This is a genomic window from Wolbachia endosymbiont of Rhagoletis indifferens (assembly GCF_048537595.1).
In the GTDB taxonomy this organism is placed as follows: Bacteria; Pseudomonadota; Alphaproteobacteria; order Rickettsiales; family Anaplasmataceae; genus Wolbachia.
Genome location: NZ_CP175923.1, coordinates 938,547 through 959,852, shown reverse-complemented (window position 1 = coordinate 959,852; position 21,306 = coordinate 938,547). Strand labels below are relative to the sequence as shown.

At 34.4% G+C, this 21,306-nt stretch carries 18 protein-coding genes, 1 tRNA gene and 1 pseudogene; 12 read left to right on the top strand and 8 right to left on the bottom strand.

Annotated features, from left to right (window positions below):
- Positions 1-12: 12 nt before the first annotated feature.
- Positions 13-914: pseudogene (locus tag ACJZL1_RS05065) on the bottom strand (transposase).
- Positions 915-1,059: 145 nt separating this feature from the next.
- Here ACJZL1_RS05065 and ACJZL1_RS05060 point away from each other — a divergent pair.
- Both ACJZL1_RS05060 and ACJZL1_RS05055 read left to right on the top strand, forming a co-directional pair.
- A complete protein-coding gene (locus ACJZL1_RS05060; RefSeq protein ID WP_419247096.1) occupies positions 1,060-1,239 on the top strand; it encodes a hypothetical protein in 180 nt (59 codons plus the stop codon).
- Positions 1,224-2,180 (top strand): IS5 family transposase, encoded by a 957-nt coding sequence (locus ACJZL1_RS05055; RefSeq protein WP_264735368.1) that lies wholly within the window; start codon positions 1,224-1,226, stop codon positions 2,178-2,180. Before ACJZL1_RS05060 ends, ACJZL1_RS05055 begins: the two co-directional genes overlap by 16 nt.
- A 341-nt stretch (positions 2,181-2,521) precedes the next feature.
- On the opposite strand, the gene ACJZL1_RS05050 is transcribed toward ACJZL1_RS05055, so the two are convergent.
- The 3 genes from ACJZL1_RS05050 to hemF form a co-directional block, all read right to left on the bottom strand.
- On the bottom strand, positions 2,522-3,208 hold the full coding sequence (locus ACJZL1_RS05050; protein ID WP_265036241.1) for a 16S rRNA (uracil(1498)-N(3))-methyltransferase: 687 nt from the start codon (positions 3,206-3,208) through the stop codon (positions 2,522-2,524).
- A 28-nt stretch (positions 3,209-3,236) separates the two neighbouring features.
- Positions 3,237-3,308: transfer RNA gene (locus ACJZL1_RS05045), tRNA-Glu, on the bottom strand.
- A 103-nt stretch (positions 3,309-3,411) separates the two neighbouring features.
- Complete coding sequence (hemF, locus tag ACJZL1_RS05040) at positions 3,412-4,236, bottom strand: oxygen-dependent coproporphyrinogen oxidase (RefSeq protein ID WP_265026170.1); 825 nt, start codon at positions 4,234-4,236, stop codon at positions 3,412-3,414.
- Between the two features lie 160 nt (positions 4,237-4,396).
- Between hemF and ACJZL1_RS05035 the strand changes: the two genes are divergently transcribed.
- From ACJZL1_RS05035 to hemA, 7 genes are all read left to right on the top strand, one after another.
- Positions 4,397-6,877: a response regulator gene (locus ACJZL1_RS05035; RefSeq protein ID WP_265034716.1), complete on the top strand. Its 2,481-nt coding sequence runs from the start codon at positions 4,397-4,399 to the stop codon at positions 6,875-6,877.
- A 90-nt stretch (positions 6,878-6,967) separates the two neighbouring features.
- Positions 6,968-7,810 (top strand): ParA family protein, encoded by an 843-nt coding sequence (locus ACJZL1_RS05030; protein WP_006280226.1) that lies wholly within the window; start codon positions 6,968-6,970, stop codon positions 7,808-7,810.
- Positions 7,807-8,658 carry a ParB/RepB/Spo0J family partition protein gene (locus ACJZL1_RS05025; protein WP_265026168.1) on the top strand — a complete coding sequence of 284 codons (852 nt, stop codon included), beginning with the start codon at positions 7,807-7,809 and terminating at the stop codon, positions 8,656-8,658. Before ACJZL1_RS05030 ends, ACJZL1_RS05025 begins: the two co-directional genes overlap by 4 nt.
- 231 nt (positions 8,659-8,889) lie before the next feature.
- A complete protein-coding gene (gene htpG / locus ACJZL1_RS05020; protein WP_419247527.1) occupies positions 8,890-10,794 on the top strand; it encodes a molecular chaperone HtpG in 1,905 nt (634 codons plus the stop codon).
- Between the two features lie 38 nt (positions 10,795-10,832).
- Positions 10,833-11,036 carry a hypothetical protein gene (locus tag ACJZL1_RS05015; protein WP_419247095.1) on the top strand — a complete coding sequence of 68 codons (204 nt, stop codon included), beginning with the start codon at positions 10,833-10,835 and terminating at the stop codon, positions 11,034-11,036.
- A gap of 14 nt (positions 11,037-11,050) precedes the next feature.
- Positions 11,051-13,579: a host RNA manipulator TomO gene (locus ACJZL1_RS05010; protein WP_419247526.1), complete on the top strand. Its 2,529-nt coding sequence runs from the start codon at positions 11,051-11,053 to the stop codon at positions 13,577-13,579.
- Positions 13,580-13,647: 68 nt separating this feature from the next.
- Positions 13,648-14,850 (top strand): 5-aminolevulinate synthase, encoded by a 1,203-nt coding sequence (gene hemA, locus ACJZL1_RS05005; RefSeq protein ID WP_265026166.1) that lies wholly within the window; start codon positions 13,648-13,650, stop codon positions 14,848-14,850.
- Here the strand turns inward: hemA and ACJZL1_RS05000 are convergent.
- The 4 genes from ACJZL1_RS05000 to ACJZL1_RS04985 all read right to left on the bottom strand — a co-directional run bounded on the left by ACJZL1_RS05000 (position 14,842) and on the right by ACJZL1_RS04985 (position 17,867).
- Positions 14,842-15,540: an inositol monophosphatase family protein gene (locus tag ACJZL1_RS05000; protein WP_265034722.1), complete on the bottom strand. Its 699-nt coding sequence runs from the start codon at positions 15,538-15,540 to the stop codon at positions 14,842-14,844. The genes hemA and ACJZL1_RS05000 overlap by 9 nt on opposite strands.
- A complete protein-coding gene (gene efp / locus ACJZL1_RS04995; protein WP_265026164.1) occupies positions 15,541-16,107 on the bottom strand; it encodes an elongation factor P in 567 nt (188 codons plus the stop codon).
- Between the two features lie 62 nt (positions 16,108-16,169).
- Positions 16,170-16,676 carry a ribosome maturation factor RimM gene (rimM, locus tag ACJZL1_RS04990; RefSeq protein WP_353285151.1) on the bottom strand — a complete coding sequence of 169 codons (507 nt, stop codon included), beginning with the start codon at positions 16,674-16,676 and terminating at the stop codon, positions 16,170-16,172.
- A gap of 15 nt (positions 16,677-16,691) precedes the next feature.
- A complete protein-coding gene (locus ACJZL1_RS04985; RefSeq protein WP_265026162.1) occupies positions 16,692-17,867 on the bottom strand; it encodes an aspartate aminotransferase family protein in 1,176 nt (391 codons plus the stop codon).
- A 65-nt stretch (positions 17,868-17,932) separates the two neighbouring features.
- Here ACJZL1_RS04985 and ACJZL1_RS04980 point away from each other — a divergent pair, with 65 nt between their 5' ends.
- The 3 genes from ACJZL1_RS04980 (at position 17,933) to recF (ending at position 21,116) form a co-directional block, all read left to right on the top strand.
- Entirely contained in the window at positions 17,933-19,360 is a 1,428-nt protein-coding gene (locus ACJZL1_RS04980) for a sensor histidine kinase (RefSeq protein WP_265035705.1), read from the top strand.
- Between the two features lie 174 nt (positions 19,361-19,534).
- A complete protein-coding gene (gene bcp, locus ACJZL1_RS04975) occupies positions 19,535-20,002 on the top strand; it encodes a thioredoxin-dependent thiol peroxidase (RefSeq protein WP_341818808.1) in 468 nt (155 codons plus the stop codon).
- Positions 20,003-20,018: 16 nt separating this feature from the next.
- Positions 20,019-21,116, top strand: a complete 1,098-nt coding sequence (gene recF, locus ACJZL1_RS04970; RefSeq protein WP_265026159.1) for a DNA replication/repair protein RecF — start codon at positions 20,019-20,021, stop codon at positions 21,114-21,116.
- Positions 21,117-21,306: the final 190 nt, after the last annotated feature.

The window sequence follows — 21,306 nt, the reverse complement described above, 5'->3', positions numbered from 1 at the left end:
GAGTAAATAATTTTATGCGACTATTTCAAATTTAGGCATACCAATTGCAGTAAATTTGTTCATTAAGTAGCATTTAATAAGTAGTTCCTTCTCTCTATTTGTCTCAGATTTATTCTTAAAACTAAACCCAAATATTCGCTTCAACCTTGAGAAAAATCCTTCAATATACGATCTTTTTCCGTAATTTACTTCTTCTTTCCATCTTTTTATACCATTCTCACCATGTAATTTCATTAACTGAATAGCGGCATTTCTATCAAGCATATAATCCAATTTTGGATGCTCTGCTGCGTTGTTTTTCGGAGGAATTTTCGTTTTTATGCCATATTGATTACACAGCTTATAGAGCTTTTTTTCTATCATAGGCCCTATCTGCATATAGTGCTTTTATAGCATATTTAACATCAAATTTCCCCAATGCTCCATAGTGATCAGACCATTACTGTATTTTGTAGCTATGACTTGTTTGCTCAACATTATGTGCAATTGTTCTTACTTGTTTATAGCCGTGGTACTCTCTATCTTTGCTATTTTCTTTGCTGTGTGTTGTTGTATATACTAATTCCTGTACTGTCTATAGCAATTTCGATATCTTCCATGTTATTTTCTGCAATCATTGATCTTAATATCAAGTTTCTTTTGATGCTTGTGAATAGCTGATAGACCTGCAAATTTTTTCCTATTTGTTCAATGTATCCCTCTAAAAATCCCACTCAAACCTATTCTGAATAGATGGGTTATTATATGTATCAAAATCACCACTTTATTGCTGTAAATATTGTTGCCACCCTGCATTTTGGCCCAATTTCATACCAATTTTCGATAGCTTTATCGATGTAACGAAAAATATTTCCTCTTTTTTCTAGAAATTTGTTATATTCGCTATGGTTACTGACTCTCATTTTTTGTGGCATATTTATCCTTAAATCGCTATTTTATAATGAATTTAGTCAGTAATCACTAGTTTTTCTGCTGCTATGCAACAAAGCCGATCCAGTTTCACCTTATGACGGTGTTATTCCAGTCTGGAATCCAGCTTTCTTTACAAATTCACCAAAAGTGCTTTATTCTATAACGCAAAACCCATACTCACCAAACCCAATGCATTACTTGCAATTAAGTTTCCTGGATCCCAGTGGGCTTTGTTGCATAGCAACCGAAAAAATCTGGTGGCTACTGACAAAATTCATTATAAATAACCATTTAACTGTTGAAGAAAAAATATGCCACAGAAAATGAAAGTCAGTAACCAAAACGAATATAACAAATTCCTTGAAAAAAGGGGAAATATTTTTCGTTACATCGATGAAGCTATCGAAAATTGGTATGAAAATAGTCCAAAAATGCAGGGCGGCAACTATATTTACAGTGATAAAGTCGTAATTTTGGTGCATATAATTGTCAATCTTTTTAGAATTGGTTTAAGACAAACGGTGGGGTTTATAAAAGGATATCTGCAACAAATAGGAAAAAATTTGGCAGTTATCAGCTATTCACAAGCATCAAGAAGGTTTAAAAAACTTAATATTAAGATAAATGATTGCAGGGTTGATAAAAGCAACATGGAAAATATTGAAATTATCATAGATAGCACAAGTATCAGCATTTACAGTAACACTCCTGGCCACAGTAAGGAAAACAGTGCAGATAGAAAGTACCGAAGCTACGAGCAAGTAAGAAAGTTACATGTTATGTTAAGTGTGAATAGTAAAAAAGCTATAGCTGCAAGATACAGTAATGGCGTCTACTCTGACCACTATGGAGCTTGCGATTTGCTTGAAGAAGTTAATTTTCAGCACAAAATAAAAGCATTATATGCAGATAGGGCATACGATAGGCACAAACTTTATAAATTGTGTAAGAAATACGATATAAAGACAAAAGTTCTACCAAAAAAGGATGCAGCAGAACATTCAAAAATAGATTATATGTCTGACAGAAATGCTGCTATTAGGTTAATAAAATTATATGGACAAGATGGTGTAAAAGAGTGGAAAAAGGAAGCAATTTATGGAAAGAGATCTTACATAGAAGGATTTTTCTCAAGGTTGAAGCAAGTATTTGGATTTAGCTTTAGGAATAAATCTGAAGTAAATCGTGAAAAAGAATTACTAATTAAGTGCTATTTGCTCAACAAATTCACTGATATTGGTATGGCTAAATTTGAAATCATTACATAAATTTGTCGTAAACCATCACTGCTTAAGGTGCTATGCAACAAAGCCATCCCAGTGTCTGGGCACTGGGATGACAAGAAAGAGGCTACTTGGATGACACCCTGACAACCGTCATCCCGCTACGTGTTAGCGGGATCTATGCTAAGATACCGCGAATGAATCGCGGTATGACGTAGGGAAACTTAGTCAGCGTTAGCCATACTTTTATACTCACCAACTCAGTATCCAATCTGGATCCAAGTAGTCAGCTACTCGGATGACAGGACTGCTTCGTAGAGAGTCTACAGAGTTTTTGTGCGCGCAACACTGAACCAGATTTCTTTATCTTAGCCATATTTAAAAATCTAGCTACACCAATTGGTGAAAGTTAATGCAGCAACTACAGCAGTATCGACCCTTAAAATTCTTTTTCCTAGACTCAATTTTTGACAAAACTTATCGGCAAGATCAAGTTCATAAGATGAAAAACCACCTTCAGGGCCAACAATAATAGCAACATTTTTTTTGCCTTTCAGCACTTTATCAGCTTTACCTGTTTCATCACATAAAACAAAATTTTTACTCTGGGAATCAGGTAACTCACAAAAGTTAATAGGAGGCAAAATCTCTGGTATACTCATCCTACCGGATTGTTCCGCAGCTTCGATTGCCTGTAATTTTGCTCTACTTAGGTTAATGTTTTTTACTACTGTACGTTCCGTTGAAATAAATTGAATGCAGGTTACTCCCATTTCAGTTGCCTGTCTTACTATGTTGTTCAAAGCAGCACTTTTTACCATGGCACAATACAGGTATAAATTTTCCTCATATTGCTGTTGTTTAGTACATTCTTTGAGTGTAACTTTTGTCAATTTACGCGATATATTAACTACTTCTCCTAACCATTCTCCATCTTTTCCATTAAAAAGAGAGAGATTATCATACTTCTTAAGCCGCATTACATTGCAAATATAGTGACTTTGTTGTGGATTAAGTGCTAAACTCACGCCTTGTGATAAAGCTTCTTCAACATAAAGCCTAATTTTTCCCATTTAAAACTTTAATTATATTCTATTTGAGTGACTCTTACGGGATTTGAACCCGTGTTACCACCGTGAAAGGGTGGTGTCCTAACCACTAGACGAAAGAGTCAATGTTAATAACTCAAGTTATATTGATTATGCACATAAAGTCAATTCAATTGTTTTACGACACAAGCAGTTTTTGTGAAATCCCAATTTGTAATAAGAGTGATTTACACCCACTTAACAAGTGGTGGCATTGACATCATAATTGCATCTGGATTGCCGTCAGTCATCAAACCAAACCTTGTGCCACGATCGTATAACAGATTGAATTCTACATATCTGCCACGTTTTATTAATTGATTTTCTCGTTGTTCTTTTGTCCAAGATTTTTGTATATGTTTACGTATGATGTGCAAATAAATTTCCAAAAAGGCTTCACCTACTGCTTTTGTGAACTCAAAATCATTCTCCCAATTGCCAGAACTCAGATTATCATAGAAAATACCACCAATGCCACGCGGCTCTTTTCTGTGTTGTAAGAAAAAATAGTTGTCACATTGCTCTTTAAATTTTGGATAATATCCGGTGTCAAATCTATCACATGTCATTTTGATTAATTCATGAATATACTTGCAATCTTCTTCATTTTTATATATCGGCGTAAAATCCATTCCTCCACCAAACCATTGTTTTGAAGTATATATCAGCCTTGTGTTCATATGCGCTGCAGGGATAAGGGGCGATTGCATATGAGACACTAAAGATATACCGCTTGCCCAAAACTCTCCGTTACTTTCACTTGCACCAGGAATCTCATTAATGGCTGAATCTGCAAATTTTCCGTGTACTTTTGAAACGTTTACTCCAACTTTTTCAAAAACATTACCAAAAATAATTGTAGATTCACCACCTCCACCACCTGGGCGATCCCACTTTCTCTTTTCGATCTTTGGCTCTGCGGATGATTGTTTTTCAATTAATAAGAAAGATTCTATAATCTTATCTCTTAGTGCACAGAACCACTTAAATGCTTGTGTTCTTTGTTTTTCCATAATATCCTCTCGCTAGCTTATTAACATTGTTATATCTGATATTTAAGGAACTTAATTAGATTTGGATGATAATTATCTATCAAAGACGTTAATAAATCTATAATAATTAAATCAATATAATAAAACATTTTCGTATGTACAACGATGCCAAGTAACAATAATGAGTAAAAGATACATAGATAACAAAAAAGAGAACAGGGTTGACTTCATACTAAGAAATTATGGAATGTCAATTGTTGTGATGGCAGTTATTATGCTCTTACCTCCAGTAGCAATATCGATACTCTACTTTTTTGATATATATAGTCAGCATATTAATATAGAGATTAATTTATTAGTTAGCATTCTAACAACTCTCTTTATGATATATAATGTAAAACGCTACAGATACCTACTTAATACTATAGAATTTCAAAATGCAATATTTGCAAATGCACTAAATCATAATACAGAATTTTGCCTTATTTTACACAAAGATGAGGGTATTATTTATGCTGATGCAAGGTTCTACGAAAGGTTTAAAGATCATATAGATGATGACATTACGTTGGGCAAGATTCTTGAAATAGGAGATGTTTCAGAAGAAGACAAAAAAGTACTCTATCATGCACTAAAAAATAACTCTTCTGTACAGGTATGCATTTCCTTAAACAAGAAGAATAGAGTATCTAACTTTCTTTTGCTCTTTGAGCCGATACCAGATAATCCCCAAATTGCTATAAATAGTAATAAGATTTTAAATTTATCATTAGTGCCAATAGCAAGGCCAGATGGGTATTTTGTGTTAAAAGCAACACAGACAAACAAGGAGCAGATATATGAAGAGTTAATAGAAAAACACAGTATAGGAACTTACATTGCAAATGCCAAAGGGGTGATTTTATCTGTAAATAAAAGATTTTTAGACATATTTGAACTGAAAAAACTGGAAAAAGGTAGCTCAATCAGTGATTTTATATCTCAATCTAAATATAACAATACAACAACCGATAATGAAATTTTGTTTTTTACTATAAGTGGTATTCCATTCAAGGCTTATATGAGCACTGCTATATTTTGTGATAAATACAACCATAGCTATATATATGGCTTTATAACACCAACCGAATCAAATATTGTTGATTATCAATTACACCCTTGTTTTGCAAATTCATCAATTGCTATTGCACAATGTGACATAAATGGCAACTTTGTAAAGAAAAATACGGCACTAATAAAGCTTGCAGGGTCAGATAATAATTCAATCTTTACATTGATATTGGATAGTTATCATGTGAAAATACGTGAATATTTTTCGAGTAATAGAATAAATAATGCATCCTTTGATGTACAGCTCAACGGCGGTAATAACATAAAAATATATTTCAATAAGTTTCTTCATAACAAAATGATCTTCATACTTTGTTATTTTATTGACAATACTGAACACAAAAACCTAGAGATAAAGCTTGAGCATTATCAAAAGATGCAAGCTATAGGGCAGTTAGCAGGTGGTATTGCGCACGATTTCAACAATATATTGACTGGGATAATAGGATTTTGCGATTTGCTTTTACTCCAACATTCAGCTGGTGATCCATCTTTTGGAGATATAATACAGATACAGCAAAATGCAAAGCGTGGATCAAATTTAGTAAGACAATTGCTTGCTTTTTCAAGAAGACAGACCTTGCAGCCAAAAATTATTGATGTAAATAGTACTATAGCTAATCTTTATGAAATGATAAAAAGATTAATAGGTGAAAATATAAAATTTAATATTTATTATGGTAGAGACTTGGGTGCTGTTAGGGCTGATCAAGGGCAATTAGAGCAAGTTATACTTAACTTAGCAGTCAATGCTAGTGCTGCTATGGAAAAGGGTGGAGAATTAACTATACGAACCTTTAATCAAAAGATTGACTCATTAAATTCTACACCTCAGGATATGTTTTCTCCAGACAAGGAAGCGATTGAACATGGAAATTATGTTGTGATTGAAGTAATTGATACAGGATGTGGAATGACGAGTGATACAACTGAAAAGATCTTTGATCCATTTTTTTCTACTAAAGATATTGCTTCCGGTACAGGTCTTGGCCTCTCTACTGTATATGGCATTATTAAACAAACTGAAGGATACATCTATGTTGCTAGCAAAGTAAATCATGGAACTAAATTTAGCATATTTTTGCCCATGGTTTACATATCAGATGAAAATTTGAGAGAGGAAGATAGTGAAGAAATAGAAAGACCGGTAGTAAGTGAAATTAAAGGTAATGGTATAATTTTATTGATCGAAGATGAAGATTCAGTAAGGGAATTCATCTCTAAAGCACTCAAAAGAAAAGGATTTGATGTAATAGAAGCGAGCATAGGCAGCGAGGCGCTAGAAATAATCAGTAAAAAAAGTCAACACATAGATCTTATAATCACTGATGTAATCATGCCAGAGGTGAGCGGCCCAGAAATAGTTAAAGAAGCATTGATCCATAGGCCAAATATCAACGTTATTTTTATTTCTGGGTATGCAGAAGATGCTTTTTTAAAGAGTGATGACATCAATATAGAAGATTTTCACTTTTTGCCAAAACCATTCACTCTGAATGAATTAGGAGACAAAGTTCAAAGTGTATTACACGAAGCAAAAAAAATAGTCTAATTTTAGTACGATTAGCAACAAAAAAATTTTCTAATGCAAAAGTTTCTTGCATATATACAATAGAATTATTTTATACATAAGATAAAAGGCGTGAGCAAGATTATTGCAATAGTAAATCAAAAGGGTGGAGTTGGCAAAACCACAACTAGTATAAATTTATCGACAGCCTTTGCTGCTGTGGGAAAAAGCACTTTATTGGTAGATCTTGATCCTCAAGGAAATGCTAGTACAGGGCTCGGGATTTCTTATCGTAGTAGGGAAGAAAAAAATATATACAAAATACTACTGAGCAGCGAAAATAAATTGATAGAATCGGCAATTTTCAATATAAAGGAAATTCCAAATTTATCACTAATTTCGTCAGTAGTTGATTTATCAGCTGCAGAAATTGAATTATCGCAACTTGAGCGAGGAAAATTTGTGCTAAAAAGCGCATTAGAGAAGATACGCGATAATTATGAGTATATAATCATCGATTGCCCTCCATCACTTGGGCTTCTAACCATAAATGCTTTGACTGCTGCTAATTCTATTATTGTTCCTCTTCAGTGTGAATTTTTTGCTCTGGAAGGATTAAGCCATTTAGTTAAAACTGTAGAACTGATAAAAAGGAATAACCTAAACCCTTTTTTGGCAATAGAAGGGATAGTGTTAACAATGTATGACAGGCGTAACAAACTCAGTGAACAGATTAAAAACGATATTTGCCAGTATTTAAATGATAAAGTATACAAAACTATCATCCCATTGTATGAGACTGTTATTCCACGTAACGTACGGTTATCAGAAGCGCCTTCTCATGGAAAACCCGCTATTGTGTATGATCTTAAGTGTCCTGGTGCACAAGCATATATAAGTTTGGCAAGGGAAATTTTAAAAAAGCACGCGAGCAGTTGTAAGGAAAAGAAGCTAGTGAGTGAGGGCGTGGTATGAAGGATGATAGACGCCTCGGCAGAGGTCTTGCCGGCCTCATAGGCGATAATTATGATAATAAAGAAGATCGACAAGAGTATTTGCCTATTTCATTACTGCACCCAAGCAAATTTCAACCGAGGAAACATTTTGACGAGGAATCATTAAGAGAACTTGCAAGTTCAATAGAGAAAAACGGCATTATACAGCCTATCGTGGTACGCAAAGATTCAAATGATGATGGTTACGAAATAATAGCTGGGGAACGTCGTTGGCGAGCAAGCAAGATTGCAAATCTTAATAGTGCACCGGTTATCATAAAAGATTTGAACGACAAGGAATGCTTGGAAGTATCCATAATTGAAAACATACAAAGACAAGATATTAATCCAATAGAAGAAGGTGAAGCTTACAGAAAACTGATAGATGAGTTTTTCTATACACATGAAGAATTAGCTTCAGCTATAGGCAAAAGCCGCAGCCACATAACCAATATGACTCGGATGTTATCACTTCCCTATAGTGTGAAAATGATGATCAATGAAAAAAAATTGTCTATGGGTCATGCAAGAACACTGATTAATGTTAAAAATGCAGAAGATATTGCAGAAAGAATAGTTTCTCAAGGCTTAAGCGTCAGACAAACTGAAAAATTGATAAAAGATTTGCATCAAGGCAACAACCAAAAAGAGCAGAGATATACTAGAAATCAAGATATGACGGTAATAGAAGGCGCTATATCCTCTCAACTTGGTTTAAAGATCAAAATTAATGACAACAATTCTAAGGGTAAAGTTATGATACGGTATAATAATCCAAATGAATTAGATTTAATATTGAAAGTTTTGAATAGGAAACTTGAGGCATAGCTAGTAGCTGCCAGCAAAGCAACAAACCAATATCAACTGTTGGTGTCACCCAAGTAGCTCACAGAAGCGAAAAAGCTGCTTGACACGCTGCCAAAAGTTTGTTATGCAAGAGATCCCATAAATTGGGTGTCATAATAACTACACCCACATTAATTTTGATGTACGTGACCTTGAAAGATCGTAATTCAATACTTAAATTATTAGGATAGTAGGCTAATCATGGAGCTCAAAATGCATAACGTACAAGAAACTGAAAATTTAAAATTTGACGCTGAAGTAGGAAAAGTACTGAATATAGTGATTCATTCACTTTATACTAACAAGGACATTTTTCTGCGTGAGTTAATATCAAATGCATCGGATGCATGTGATAAGTTGCGTTATGAATCTCAACTAAATCCTAATTTGCTAGATTTGAGTGACGAATTAAAAATCACTATCAGCTCCAATAAAGATAAGAACGAGCTATATATCACTGATAATGGTATCGGAATGAACAGACAAGATTTAATAGACAACCTTGGTACAATTGCAAGCTCTGGTACGCAAAAGTTCTTAGATGCGATTAAAAATAGCAAAGATTCAAGCCAAGCTGTGGAGCTGATTGGGAAGTTTGGTGTTGGTTTTTACTCAAGCTTTATGGTTGCATCGGAGGTAATAGTAGAATCAAGAAAAGCTGGAGAAGAAGAATCTTGGGTCTGGCAATCCAAAGGAAATGGGGAATATTCAATAAGTAAATCAGATAATCAAGTCCCTCGCGGAACCAAAATTACGCTCATTATGCGCCCTGAAGAGAATGAGTTTTTAGACAAGTTTCGTGTTGAAAACATTGTCACTACTTATTCAGATCACATAAACTTTCCTGTTGAATTTATAGACGAAGAAGGAAAAAGTGAAAAGTTAAACAGTAAGGCTGCAATTTGGACTAAGCCAAAAAATGACGTTACTCAAGAGGAGCACAATGATTTTTTCCGCAGTGTTGCGCATGTTGGTGGTGAACCTTGGATGATATTGCATAATAAAAATGAAGGTGCAATAGAATATACGAATTTGCTTTATGTTCCCTCTATTAAACCTTTTGATTTATTTCATCCAGATAGACGTTGCTCTGTTAAGTTATATGTAAATAAAGTATTTATCACTGAAGATAATGTACAGATCATACCGCAGTATTTACGTTTCTTGAAAGGTATTGTTGATTCACCGGACTTGCCTCTTAATATCAGCAGAGAAACACTGCAGAACAATCGTGTTGTTGAGCAAATCAGGAAATCCCTCACTAAACGCGCGATATCAGAGCTTGGTAAAAAGGCAAAAGAGAATTTAGAAGAATACACAAAATTCTGGACCAATTTTGGTGCAGTTTTAAAGGAAGGTCTTTGCGAAGCTATGCCAACTGATGAGAGAGAGGCACTGCTCTCGATTTGCAGATTTCATAGCACTGGTGATGAGAAATTAGTCAGCATTGATGACTATATAAGCAGAATGAAGCCTGAGCAGGAGCATATCTATTATCTCACCGGAAATAGCCTCGATTCAGTGAAAAACAGTCCGCAACTTGAGGGATTCGTCAGTAAAGGACTAGAAGTGCTCCTATTTGTTGATCCAGTTGATGATTTCTGGACCAGTGTAATTCATGAATATAAAGATCAAAAATTCAAGTCTGTGACTCGCGCTGATGTTGATCTGGAAAAATTCTCTTCAGAAGAAGATAAGAAAGATCAAGAAAATAAATCGAATGAAGAAAAAACTGAGGAAAATGCAGATTCTATACTGCAATATTTCACCAAAGTTCTTGGCAATTCAGTGAAAAGCGTAAAAATTTCCAAAAAATTGACTGACAGCCCTGTATGCCTAGCGGTTGATGAAGGTGCTATGGATCTTCGCATGGAGCGTTTTTTACGCGAACAAAAGCAGCTAAATTACCGCACGCCAAAGGTGCTGGAAATTAACACTAAGCATCCTGTAATAAAGAGTATAATGAAATCTTATGCTGAAAGTGGTGAAAACCCAACATTGGAGGACATGGTTCACTTATTGTTTTACCAAGCTTGCATCGTGGAAGGCGAAGAGATGGATGACGCGAGCAGCTTTGCTAAGAGACTGAATAATTTGCTTGGCAAGATTTCTGTTTAATGCTATACTTAGCTTAGCTGCTAGTTAGGAGGTAAAACATGTTTGGTTCCAATTTTAGAGACTTTGTATCACAGGATGCAGCTTTGCAAGATCAATCAAGTTCGGAAAGATTAATCAAAAGTTGGCATGGTTTTGAAAAACCAGATTCTGAAGATTCAGGTATTGAAGAAGAGTTTGAAGTTTTAGATAGCGAAAGTCAAGAGATACCAGCTACTCCATGTAGCACACCCCTGAAGATCTAAGTTTAGAGAATGCAATACTTGCAAACTTTCCTGATGGTTGTGATAGGTCGTTTACTGTAGAGTTAAAAGATGAAGATTCATATGGTATCATTCCTAAAAACTTAACTTTTGCTGAGATAATAAATATCTTAAATCAAGCTGTAAGGGAAGATGATTGTGAAGAATTAGACGAGGTTGTACAAAATATTGAAGATTATGAAGGCAGGTCTATTATGCTGGATAATGAAAATCTCAAAGATTTCTGTTCAAATCAACTTAATTTGGAGTTACAAAACAGAAGCAACCATCAACATATATATTCAAATGTACTATCACAGTATAAATTTGATCAAGAGGGTTTCAAGTATGATTATTCAGTAAAAGAGTTGGTATTGCTAGCAATTGCGGCTAATGTCAAGTTGACAGAACGATATCAGGACATACTTTTTGCTGAAGGAAATTTAAGTCTTTTACCTTTACTTGTTGGTGGTCAAAAATATATTGAAGCTTTTATAGAAAAATTCCATGGTACCGATGGAGTTTATGGAAGATTAAAAGATCAAGCTATACAACTTGTCGAACCTAATAAGATTGACTTTTTCTCAGTTATAGCACTAAGAAAAGAGCAAGAATTATTAAATGCAGTTTTTGTCGAATACGTCTTAAGGGATCTTGAACAAGTGTTAAAAACAAGTAAACCTGATCCTTTGTATGGTGTGCTTGAAACAGCGTCTCTGATCAAAAATGAAGAATTCATCACGGTAGTGCTAAGTGCATTTGAAAGATATGTTAATGAGCCAACTAAAAAAGCCTCAACAGAAGAGTTATTAAAAAAGAGCTTTGCTACCTTGTTAGAAACTGCGATAAGTCAAGAACGCATATCTATCATTGAATACTTGTGCAAACGATACACTAATAGTGCAGATCATGCCATTTACGATGTATATAAACAAGCATTTGCAGATGATAAAGTTATTACAATACTAAGGCAACAAATCCTGAAAAATATAGGAGCTCGTGGCAGAAAAGAAATTTATGATTTAATTCTGAAAACTGCATTGGATGCTGGCAATATTGCATTTATTGACCACCTATGCAAAGAATGTGCTGAGTGCAGCAACGATGTGATTAATTATCTTGATCATAAATCTAAAAATAACGAATTTGATGAAATATATGAATCAATTCTAGTTGCATTGTCTAATACTGGAAGTCAAGACATTATAATCAGTGTTCTAGCTCATGTTCAAATTTATCAAAGCATACTCAATAATAAACAGCAAGTAGTCAGGCAAACCATACAAAATATACTGAGCAATGCGATAAAAGAAGCTAGTTATGGAGTTGTTGTACCCTTATGTCAGCATGTTGACCTAAAATTCGCAGCTCTTCAGGCAATATGCAAGGAAGAATTTGAGAAAGCTTTACCAGTAGTTGCAGAACAGCTTGAAAAAATAAGTATGGAGCTTTCTCCAAGTATGACTCGTAATGAGTATCAAAAAAATAGGGATACTTTGAATAATCTATATCTAATTAGAAGTTTGTTAGAAAGTAGTAAATTAATCAATACTTCCAGTAAAGCAAATATACAGACACAAGCGAATACACAAGTTAATAAAAGAAGCAGTGATAATGCAGTATCACCTATTGTGAATGTAGAGGATACCTCAGCTATGATAGGCGAAACTGCAACCTCAAGCCAAGCAGTGGATGGAAAAAATAATAGTCAATTAAGTAGTCAAAAATCCAAAAGTACTGACAGTCAACAGCCACAAGAAAATGTGGACAGACGAGAAAATATTATGAATAATAGAGAGGGCTCGACAGAGGAGCTCATTAGCAATAGTTTTGAGGAGGGTGAAATGGGTAAAAATAGTGCTAAAAAACGTAAAGAGAGCATAAAACAATTTAAAGAAGAAAAAAAGAAAAATGAACAAGAAAAAGAAGAGCAATTTAGGGAAACATATATTGGTAACAATAATAGTTCACAGGTAACTACTGAAGAGGATGATAAGAACGATGCTACCGCACCATTAGTTGATATTGGTAAGAAAGAGCAAACTCCTGTTCAACCTGCTGAACATGTACCACAATATGGTCTTGGTAATACTTCAGTTCAACCTGATAACAGTGATACATCAGTAATTGTAGAAAAAGGACCTGTGTTAGGTGCAGCAAATGGTGAGGATAGTTCTGCACATGAAGGTAATGATAGACAAGATACACAATCGAAATCAAGTTCAGCAGAAGTACCTTTAGTAGGTAACAAAAAACTTGAACAAAATGGTATTCCAACCAACAGCAAACAGTCTACTAATCCAAACAATGGTTCACAAAATATAAAAAGTAGTAAGCTGCCTGTTATAGCTGCTTCTGCATTAGCAGTAGCTGGAGTTGTTTCAGGGGTAGCTATTGCAGTTTACTTGGAAATGCTAGCTGCAGGGATAGCAGTTGGAGCTTGTTGTCTGGTTGCTGCTGCAGTTATATACTGCTGCACACCTAAAAACTCAGTTGAAAACAGCAATGTTGAAACTGTTAAAACAGCTGAACTAACAGCACAATAAGGAATAAATATTGTAGTTTACCATTTAATAATTTATTATAATTATATTAATTATTAGCGAATGAAAACTTGGTAAACTACGAAGAAATATTCTTGAACAAAATCAAAGATATAAAAGATGAGGGGCGCTACCGTGAATTTACGAACTTTGCGTCATTGCCAGGTAGGCTCCCCCACATTATGGACTATGAAAGAAATAGGGAAGTAATAGTCTGGTGCAGTAATAACTATTTAGGAATGTCACAAAATGAGAAAGTTATTGCCGCTATTCAAAATTCATCTGTTGGCGCTGGAGGAACAAGAAATATATCTGGCACAACAAAAGAGGTTGTCGAACTTGAAAAATCCTTAGCTTGTTTGCATAAAAAAGAGGCTGCTTTAACTTTTGCTTGTGGCTACCTCGCTAACCAGACAACACTTAGCACTTTATCGTCTGTTATTCCTGACGTAGTAATTTTCTCAGATGAGAAAAACCATTCTTCGATGATAGAAGGCATAAAATCAGGAAAAAGACCAAAACATATATTTAGACATAATGATGTTGATCACTTAGAGCAGTTGTTAAAGTCCGTAGACACAAAAACACCAAAGATAATAGCACTTGAATCCGTATATTCAATGGATGGCGATATAGCGCCGCTTGAAGCGATATGTGATCTTGCAGATCAACATAATGCAATCACCTATTTGGATGAGGTGCACGCAGTTGGCATGTATGGTTCACATGGTGGCGGAATTGCAGAAAGAGAAGGCCTGATGGATAGAATAACCGTTATTCAAGGTACACTATCGAAGGCTTTTGGAGTGATGGGTGGGTATATAGCGTCTTCAAAGAGCTTGGTAGATGTAATAAGAAGTTCCGCTCCAGGATTTATTTTCACCACTGCTATGTCGCCTGTTTTAGCAGCGGCAGCAAAGGCAAGCGTTGAGCACCTAAAATCGAGCAACATTGAAAGGGAAAAGCAAAAGCAAGTCGTTGAAAAAGTAAAAAACTCACTGAGAAATGCAGGAATTAACTTCATTCCAACAGAAACTCATATAATTCCAATAATAATTGGCGACCCAGAGTTATCCAAAGGAGCATCAAAATTATTATTTGATGAGTATGGAATATACGTTCAACATATAAATTACCCGACAGTTCCAAGAGGAACTGAGCGTTTCCGTATTACCCCTACACCTTATCATACTGATGAAATGATAGAACATTTAACAGAATCTCTTGTAAAAGTTTTCGAAAAGTTGTCTATCTCTGTAGCCTGTTTATCCTAATTTAATATCGCCAGCAATAATTAATCCGTTGTCTTCCGTTAGCCTTCCACCGCTTTCTTGCAGAAAAAGCCTACCGAGCGAAGTTTTGTATTTGTTAATTCCAGAGTAAACTATTCCACTGTATCTTCCTGCAGCAAGATATGCAAAACCCAGAACTGTTGAACCGATGGAGCGTACATTACTATTGCCAGGCAGCAATTTATTTAACAAATTACCACTTACATCTATTAGACCCCCTTCACGGCTTTTCACCCGCATTTTTATATGACGAGATCTAAAATCCTCAAGAAAAGCACCTTTCTTTTCTTCTGCCCAAAAAGTTTCTCTAAGAGCCGGAGCATCAATTACAGCTGCTACAACTTTGTTTTTATGAATGAGGCAGACTGATACTGCAAAATAAACCATACAACTAGAAAAATTCTCCCTGCCCTCTATAGGCATAATAAACCAGGTATAAGTGTCATCTTTTACTTCTTGATCAGTATCATCTTCGGAAATAAACCCATAGTCTCGTTTGTAGTCGTGCAAGCAATCGTATATGGTTTGCTTGGATTTTGAATAAGTTTTATTGATAAAGTCCGCTGACTTAACACTGGAGATTTGCAATTCATTAAAATCGCGCATAAGCTGCTTGGAAGCACTGCGTACAGAATCAAGCATCACATTGATTCGTGGTGAGGAAATGGACATTTACTCTTTTACTCTTTCGTAATAGCTGTCATCAGTAGTGTGTACTATAATTTTATCCTCTTCTTTTATAAACTGAGGCACGTTAACACGCATTCCGTTTTCTAAAATTGCAGGCTTATAAGAAGCAGTAGCAGTTTGTCCTTTAATAACAGACTCTGTTTCTTTCACAGCAAGTGTAACATAATCAGGCACATGCGCAGAAATTATTTTGTCTTGATAAGTTACTACTTTAATTTTCATATTATCTTGCAAATAAATCTTTTTTTCTCCCAATAATTCTAAATTTATAGTGATTTGTTCGTAATTACTTGGATGCATAAGATTTACAATGTTTCCTTCAGTGAAAAGGTAAACATACTCCTCTTCATCTAAAATTGCCCTTCTGATTGTTGCATCAGAGCGAAATCTTTCATAGTGTTTTGCTCCGGTTTTGATGTTTTTCATTTCGGCTTGTATGTATGCACCACCTTTACCAGGTTGAGTATGCATAATACCTACAACCAAAAATAATCCGCCGTTATGTTCCAACACCTGGCCTGGTCTGATATCGTTAGCTCTTTCTGCCATAATTACATTTTCAGTTTGATCTTACAATTATAAGTAGCTTTATATAAATATCAAAGTCTTTATTAGTCAATAAATTCTGGCATATTTAATACTATATACCTCCCCTTTATATTTATATGTGGAAATATCTCTTTAGTGAAAGATAGCATAATGCGTTTTTTTGTGCTGATAACTAAAATTTCTAATATATCCCCTGAGCCAAAATTATACACAGATTTTACATGGCCATATAATTCATTACTTTTCAGCCTTACTTCCATATCTACAAGGTCACTTTGGTAAAATTCATCCTCATCATTTAGCTCTGGTAACTTGCTTCTTTCTATATATAGCTTCTTATTCCTTAAAAGCTCTGCTTCATTACGGGAATTTACTCCGCTTATTGTAGCTATTACTAAATTATCACCTATGACGGATACTGAGTCTATTTCATAATTCTCATCACCACTTATTAGCTCACCATATAAGGAGATATTTTCGGGCTTTTCAGTAAAGGTTTTTACTTTAACAGCTCCTTTAATTCCGTGAGGAGAGGTAATAATTCCTAAGCATACCAGATTGTCGTTCATATTAATATGGATTATCTAACCAGAAGATTTCTCAGATAAATATTGTCTAAGAATCTCAATTCCTTCATCAATCCCTTTTTCAGCGATGATTAATGGAGGCAAAATTCTCACAACGTTATCTGATGTTACCCCAACAGTGAGTAAACCACGATGACTTAACTCTTCTGCAAACTTTTGATTGTCTGCTTTTACTTTTATTCCAAGCATTAGCCCCTCCCCTCTCACTTCTTCTATTATTGGAAATTTACTTGCTAAGTCTTCTAGTTTATTTTTTAGGTATTTACCTCTAATTTCAACATTTTTCAAAAAGCCGGGGCTGAGCAATTCTTCGAGCACAGCATTACCTACTGAGGTTGCAAGCGGATTGCCACCAAAAGTGGAACCGTGCATACCAACTGCCATGTATTTAGCAGCATTTTCAGTTGCAAGACAAGCCCCTAGCGGAAACCCCCCGCCTATTCCCTTTGCAAGAGCACATATATCAGGTTCCACTCCTATATGTTCGTATGCGAATAATTTTCCTGTCCTACCGGCACCGCATTGCACGCAATCAAAAAATAACAATATGTCATTTTCATCACACAGCTTTCTTAGTTCTTTCATAAAGACTTCATTCATTACTTTGATACCACCTTGCCCTTGTATTGGTTCTATTAATATAACGCCTATATCACTTGAAATTGCTTTCTTTACACTCTCAATATTGGGCTCGATATTATCACACCAATCAATACAGGGACTCAGTAATTCAGAAAATTTCTGTTTATCGTTTGCAGCACAAGTTAGGAAGGTTCTTCCATGAAATGCACCATGGAATGTTAAAATTCTGTGACGGTTTTTATTGCCTTTTCCGTTTTGATAGACCCTAGCAATCTTAAGCCCACATTCTACTGCCTCTGATCCAGAATTTGAGAAAAATACAGTGTCAGCGAAACTGTTGTTTATTAATTTTTCTGCAAAATTATTGGCGGCAGGTATATTATAGGTATTTGATATATGCCATAATTTTTCTCCTTGCAATTTAAGAGCACTAATTAATCGCGAATTAGTGTGACCTAAGCTACTAACGGCTATTCCGGAGTGAAAATCTACGTAGCGCTCACCATCAACATCATATAGGTAGATACCTTTGCCATGAGAAAAATTTATATTAACAGGAGAATAAACTGGCAAGATAGGAGAAATTGTCATAAAATATTATATGCTAAATTTTATTATTAATAACATAAAAACCGTTGTTTCACAATAAGAAGGATATGTATAAGCTAGGTAAATTAATGTTTTCTGCACTGGAGAAAAACAAATACACAAAAGTTATTGTATTACTCTCATCGATCTTTATGATTTTATTCAGTGTGATATATTGTAATTATTTACTAAGGAGTAATTTCCTTTCTTCTTACCGTGATTCAAGTGTAAACTTAAAAAGTGTACTGGAAAATGGCATAATAAAAAAATACCATTATTTACTAATAGAAAAGCATCACATTAAATACAAAAGTTTTGATTACATAAACCAACTGGTAAAGCTGCGTGCTGAATTATTACAATCAGTGAGCAAAGTAAAGGATTTCAGCTTAATACTGTATGATCAAAACGGCAGAATAATATTCAGTAATTTTAACACTCAAGATTATGATTATGAACAGTTACTTACAAACGATGAAATTGATAAACTATTAAGTAACCAAGAAATATTTTATACTACAGGAAATACATTAACTTCTATTTTCCCTATATTCCATGAAAATAGCGTTAAACCGTCGTTTTTTTTGAAGATTCTTCGAAACTACAATAATTCTTATATTATAGCATATGGCCTATTTTTAACATTTTTAGGCTTATTATTAATAATTTTAATATTAATAATGTTCTATTTGCACTTTTCTAATACCCAAATGCTAGCCAAGCAACATAAAACTAACATTGAATTACAGCAGATAAAAGAGACATTAGAGCAAGAAAATGCAAACAAGCTAAAGTTTTTTGCAAGCGTTACACATGAATTACGCACACCTCTTAATGCTATTATTGGATTTGCGGAGTTGATCAAAAATAAAACTTTAGGTTCAATGGATAATTCTCAATACAAGGAGTATGCAGACGATATATATAATGCAGGAACACACTTACTTACCTTAATTAATGATGTGTTAGATTTTTCAAAAGCTGAATCAAGTAGTTTAACAGTAGAAAAAGTGAAGTTTAACCTGAACAAAATAATGGATTCATGCATAAATATGCTATTACCTAAATTAAGAGAAACTGAGATTAATTTAAAAAAAGAGATACCTAATAAGCAATTATTAGTTATTGCAGATCCTAAGAGAATGAAACAAGTTATAATAAATTTATTATCAAACTCAATCAAATTTACCCCAAAGGGTGGTTTAATAAGAATGGTGGTAAAAGAAAATATAGAAAAAAACTTATTAACTATTGAGTTTCATGACAATGGAATAGGAATAATGCAGCAGGATATATATAAAGTTATGTCTGTTTTTGGCCAAGCAAATTCGGGATATAGAAATGAAGGTACGGGCATCGGATTGCCGCTAAGCAAGAAATTAGTAGAGTTAATGGGTGGAACTTTCGACATTAAAAGTGAAGCAAAACTTGGTACTACGATAACATTGAACTTCTTTTATGAAGAGCAAACATGTGAAGATTCGATTGATTTTTAATAGGATCTATTGATATGGTCTTGAGAATCACACTTTATCAAAAGCGGCAAGCCGAGAAGGCAGTTATCAATAAGCCCCCTATCAAGAATCTTATCTGTGTTAGCTATATATAAAATTTGATACTCTGACTACAATATACTACTATAGATAAAAGTGTTATTAATGGAGCAAGGTATGGAATTAGCAGTAGGAAATAATGCACCTGATTTTAGCTTACCAACAGATTCTGGTGAAAATTTATCATTGAGTGAATTCTTTGATAAAAAAAATGTAGTTCTTTATTTTTATCCTAAAGATGATACTCCGGGTTGTACAATGGAGGCAAAAGGCTTTAGAGATAAAATAGATGACTTCTCTTCCCTTGATACAGTGATAATTGGTGTATCAAAAGATAGCGTTAAGTGCCACGCTAACTTCAAAGCAAAATATTCTCTGCCATTTTCTTTAGTTTCTGATGAGAATGCTGAAATGTTGGGAAAATATGGTGTTTGGGTAGAGAAAAGTATGTTTGGCAAAAAGTATATGGGAATAGAACGCACTACTTTTTTAATAGATAAAAAAGGTAAAGTAGTGAAGATCTGGAAAAATGTAAAAGTTAGTGGACATGTTGATGAGGTTCTGGAAGAAGTAAAGAGAATATAAACTAAAGAATAGGTTAATGGCTACCCATTGCTACATAAAAAAGCTGAAATTACATAATTTTCGTAGCCACTCAAACTTTGAACTGGATTCAGATGATAGCTCAGTTGTAATAACTGGCAAAAACGGTATTGGTAAAACTAATATACTTGAAGCAATCTCGTTGCTTGCTAAAAGCAACGGAATGAAAAAAGCAAAAGCCAGTGAGATACAAAATAGATTCAGTAATGAAGATTGGGTAGTGCACTATGATTTTTTTAATGGAACAGATTTTAATTCAATTGGTATCGCAAAGAGTTTTGATAAGAAACTAATACAAATTGATGGAAAAACGCAATCGAGTTATTCATCTCTGTATAAGATATCCAATGTAATATGGCTGATTCCACAAATGGACTATGTTCTTCTTAATTCTCCAAGTGACAGATTAAAATTTTTAGACCGTATAGTCTCACTGTTTGAGGAAAATTACACTTGCTGCTACATGAAATATAGGAAAGCTAAACATGAGCGAAGTAAACTGTTGAGAGAGAACACCTTGGACGAAAATTGGCTCTCTAGTCTTGAAAACATAATGGCTGTTAATGCAGTTAGTATTTTACGTATGCGATCGTCTGTTTTAAAAATATTACAAGACACAATTGATAACCATTCCAGTGAGCTTTTTCCGAAGGCAAGTTTGAAATTCAGCAGCCAACTAACTTTGAACGATACTGCAGAATATTTTCAGAATCGTCTAAAGGAAAACAGAGAAAAAGATTCATTGACTGGTAGAGTAACCTTTGGTGTGCATAACGATAATTTTCGGGTTTTTTGTCAAAAAAGAAACGTACCAATAAATCTGTGCTCCACTGGAGAACAAAAGTTATTACTGCTTTCTATTATTTTATCCAGTGTAAAAGCAAGGTGTATTCATTACAATAAGGCACCACTTCTTCTACTTGATGATATAATGTCTCATCTGGATAAACATTACAGAAAGGCGTTAATAGAGGAAGTGTTAAGTATTCAATGTCAAACTTGGATAACTGATGTAAATCAAGACAATTTCAATAGCTATCTTTATTCTTTCAAGTTTTTTGAATTATCAAATGAATTAAATGCAAAACCTACTTGACAAACTCCGCCAGCGCCCTTATCATGGTACTGAAGGTATTCAGTTATCTTCATCTGTGCAGATTAAACAGCAAAAAAAACAACGTACTTGGCGTCTTATTTTTAATTTTTCGCACTATGTGCACCTTATGTCTTCACAACATTTCTGGGTTTTTACCTATATAAGCTGAAACGCGCTTATAAGTCGTTTA

What these genes read in the sequence shown, in the direction of transcription:
- ACJZL1_RS05055 (WP_264735368.1), top strand. Translation starts at nt 1,224, where the DNA reads ATGCCACAGAAAATGAAAGTCAGTAACCAAAACGAATATAACAAATTC.
- ACJZL1_RS05050 (WP_265036241.1), bottom strand. Translation starts at nt 3,208, where the DNA reads ATGGGAAAAATTAGGCTTTATGTTGAAGAAGCTTTATCACAAGGCGTG.
- hemF (WP_265026170.1), bottom strand. Translation starts at nt 4,236, where the DNA reads ATGGAAAAACAAAGAACACAAGCATTTAAGTGGTTCTGTGCACTAAGA.
- ACJZL1_RS05035 (WP_265034716.1), top strand. Translation starts at nt 4,397, where the DNA reads ATGAGTAAAAGATACATAGATAACAAAAAAGAGAACAGGGTTGACTTC.
- ACJZL1_RS05025 (WP_265026168.1), top strand. Translation starts at nt 7,807, where the DNA reads ATGAAGGATGATAGACGCCTCGGCAGAGGTCTTGCCGGCCTCATAGGC.
- htpG (WP_419247527.1), top strand. Translation starts at nt 8,890, where the DNA reads ATGCATAACGTACAAGAAACTGAAAATTTAAAATTTGACGCTGAAGTA.
- ACJZL1_RS05015 (WP_419247095.1), top strand. Translation starts at nt 10,833, where the DNA reads ATGTTTGGTTCCAATTTTAGAGACTTTGTATCACAGGATGCAGCTTTG.
- ACJZL1_RS05000 (WP_265034722.1), bottom strand. Translation starts at nt 15,540, where the DNA reads ATGTCCATTTCCTCACCACGAATCAATGTGATGCTTGATTCTGTACGC.
- efp (WP_265026164.1), bottom strand. Translation starts at nt 16,107, where the DNA reads ATGGCAGAAAGAGCTAACGATATCAGACCAGGCCAGGTGTTGGAACAT.
- rimM (WP_353285151.1), bottom strand. Translation starts at nt 16,676, where the DNA reads ATGAACGACAATCTGGTATGCTTAGGAATTATTACCTCTCCTCACGGA.
- ACJZL1_RS04985 (WP_265026162.1), bottom strand. Translation starts at nt 17,867, where the DNA reads ATGACAATTTCTCCTATCTTGCCAGTTTATTCTCCTGTTAATATAAAT.
- ACJZL1_RS04980 (WP_265035705.1), top strand. Translation starts at nt 17,933, where the DNA reads ATGTATAAGCTAGGTAAATTAATGTTTTCTGCACTGGAGAAAAACAAA.
- bcp (WP_341818808.1), top strand. Translation starts at nt 19,535, where the DNA reads ATGGAATTAGCAGTAGGAAATAATGCACCTGATTTTAGCTTACCAACA.
- recF (WP_265026159.1), top strand. Translation starts at nt 20,019, where the DNA reads ATGGCTACCCATTGCTACATAAAAAAGCTGAAATTACATAATTTTCGT.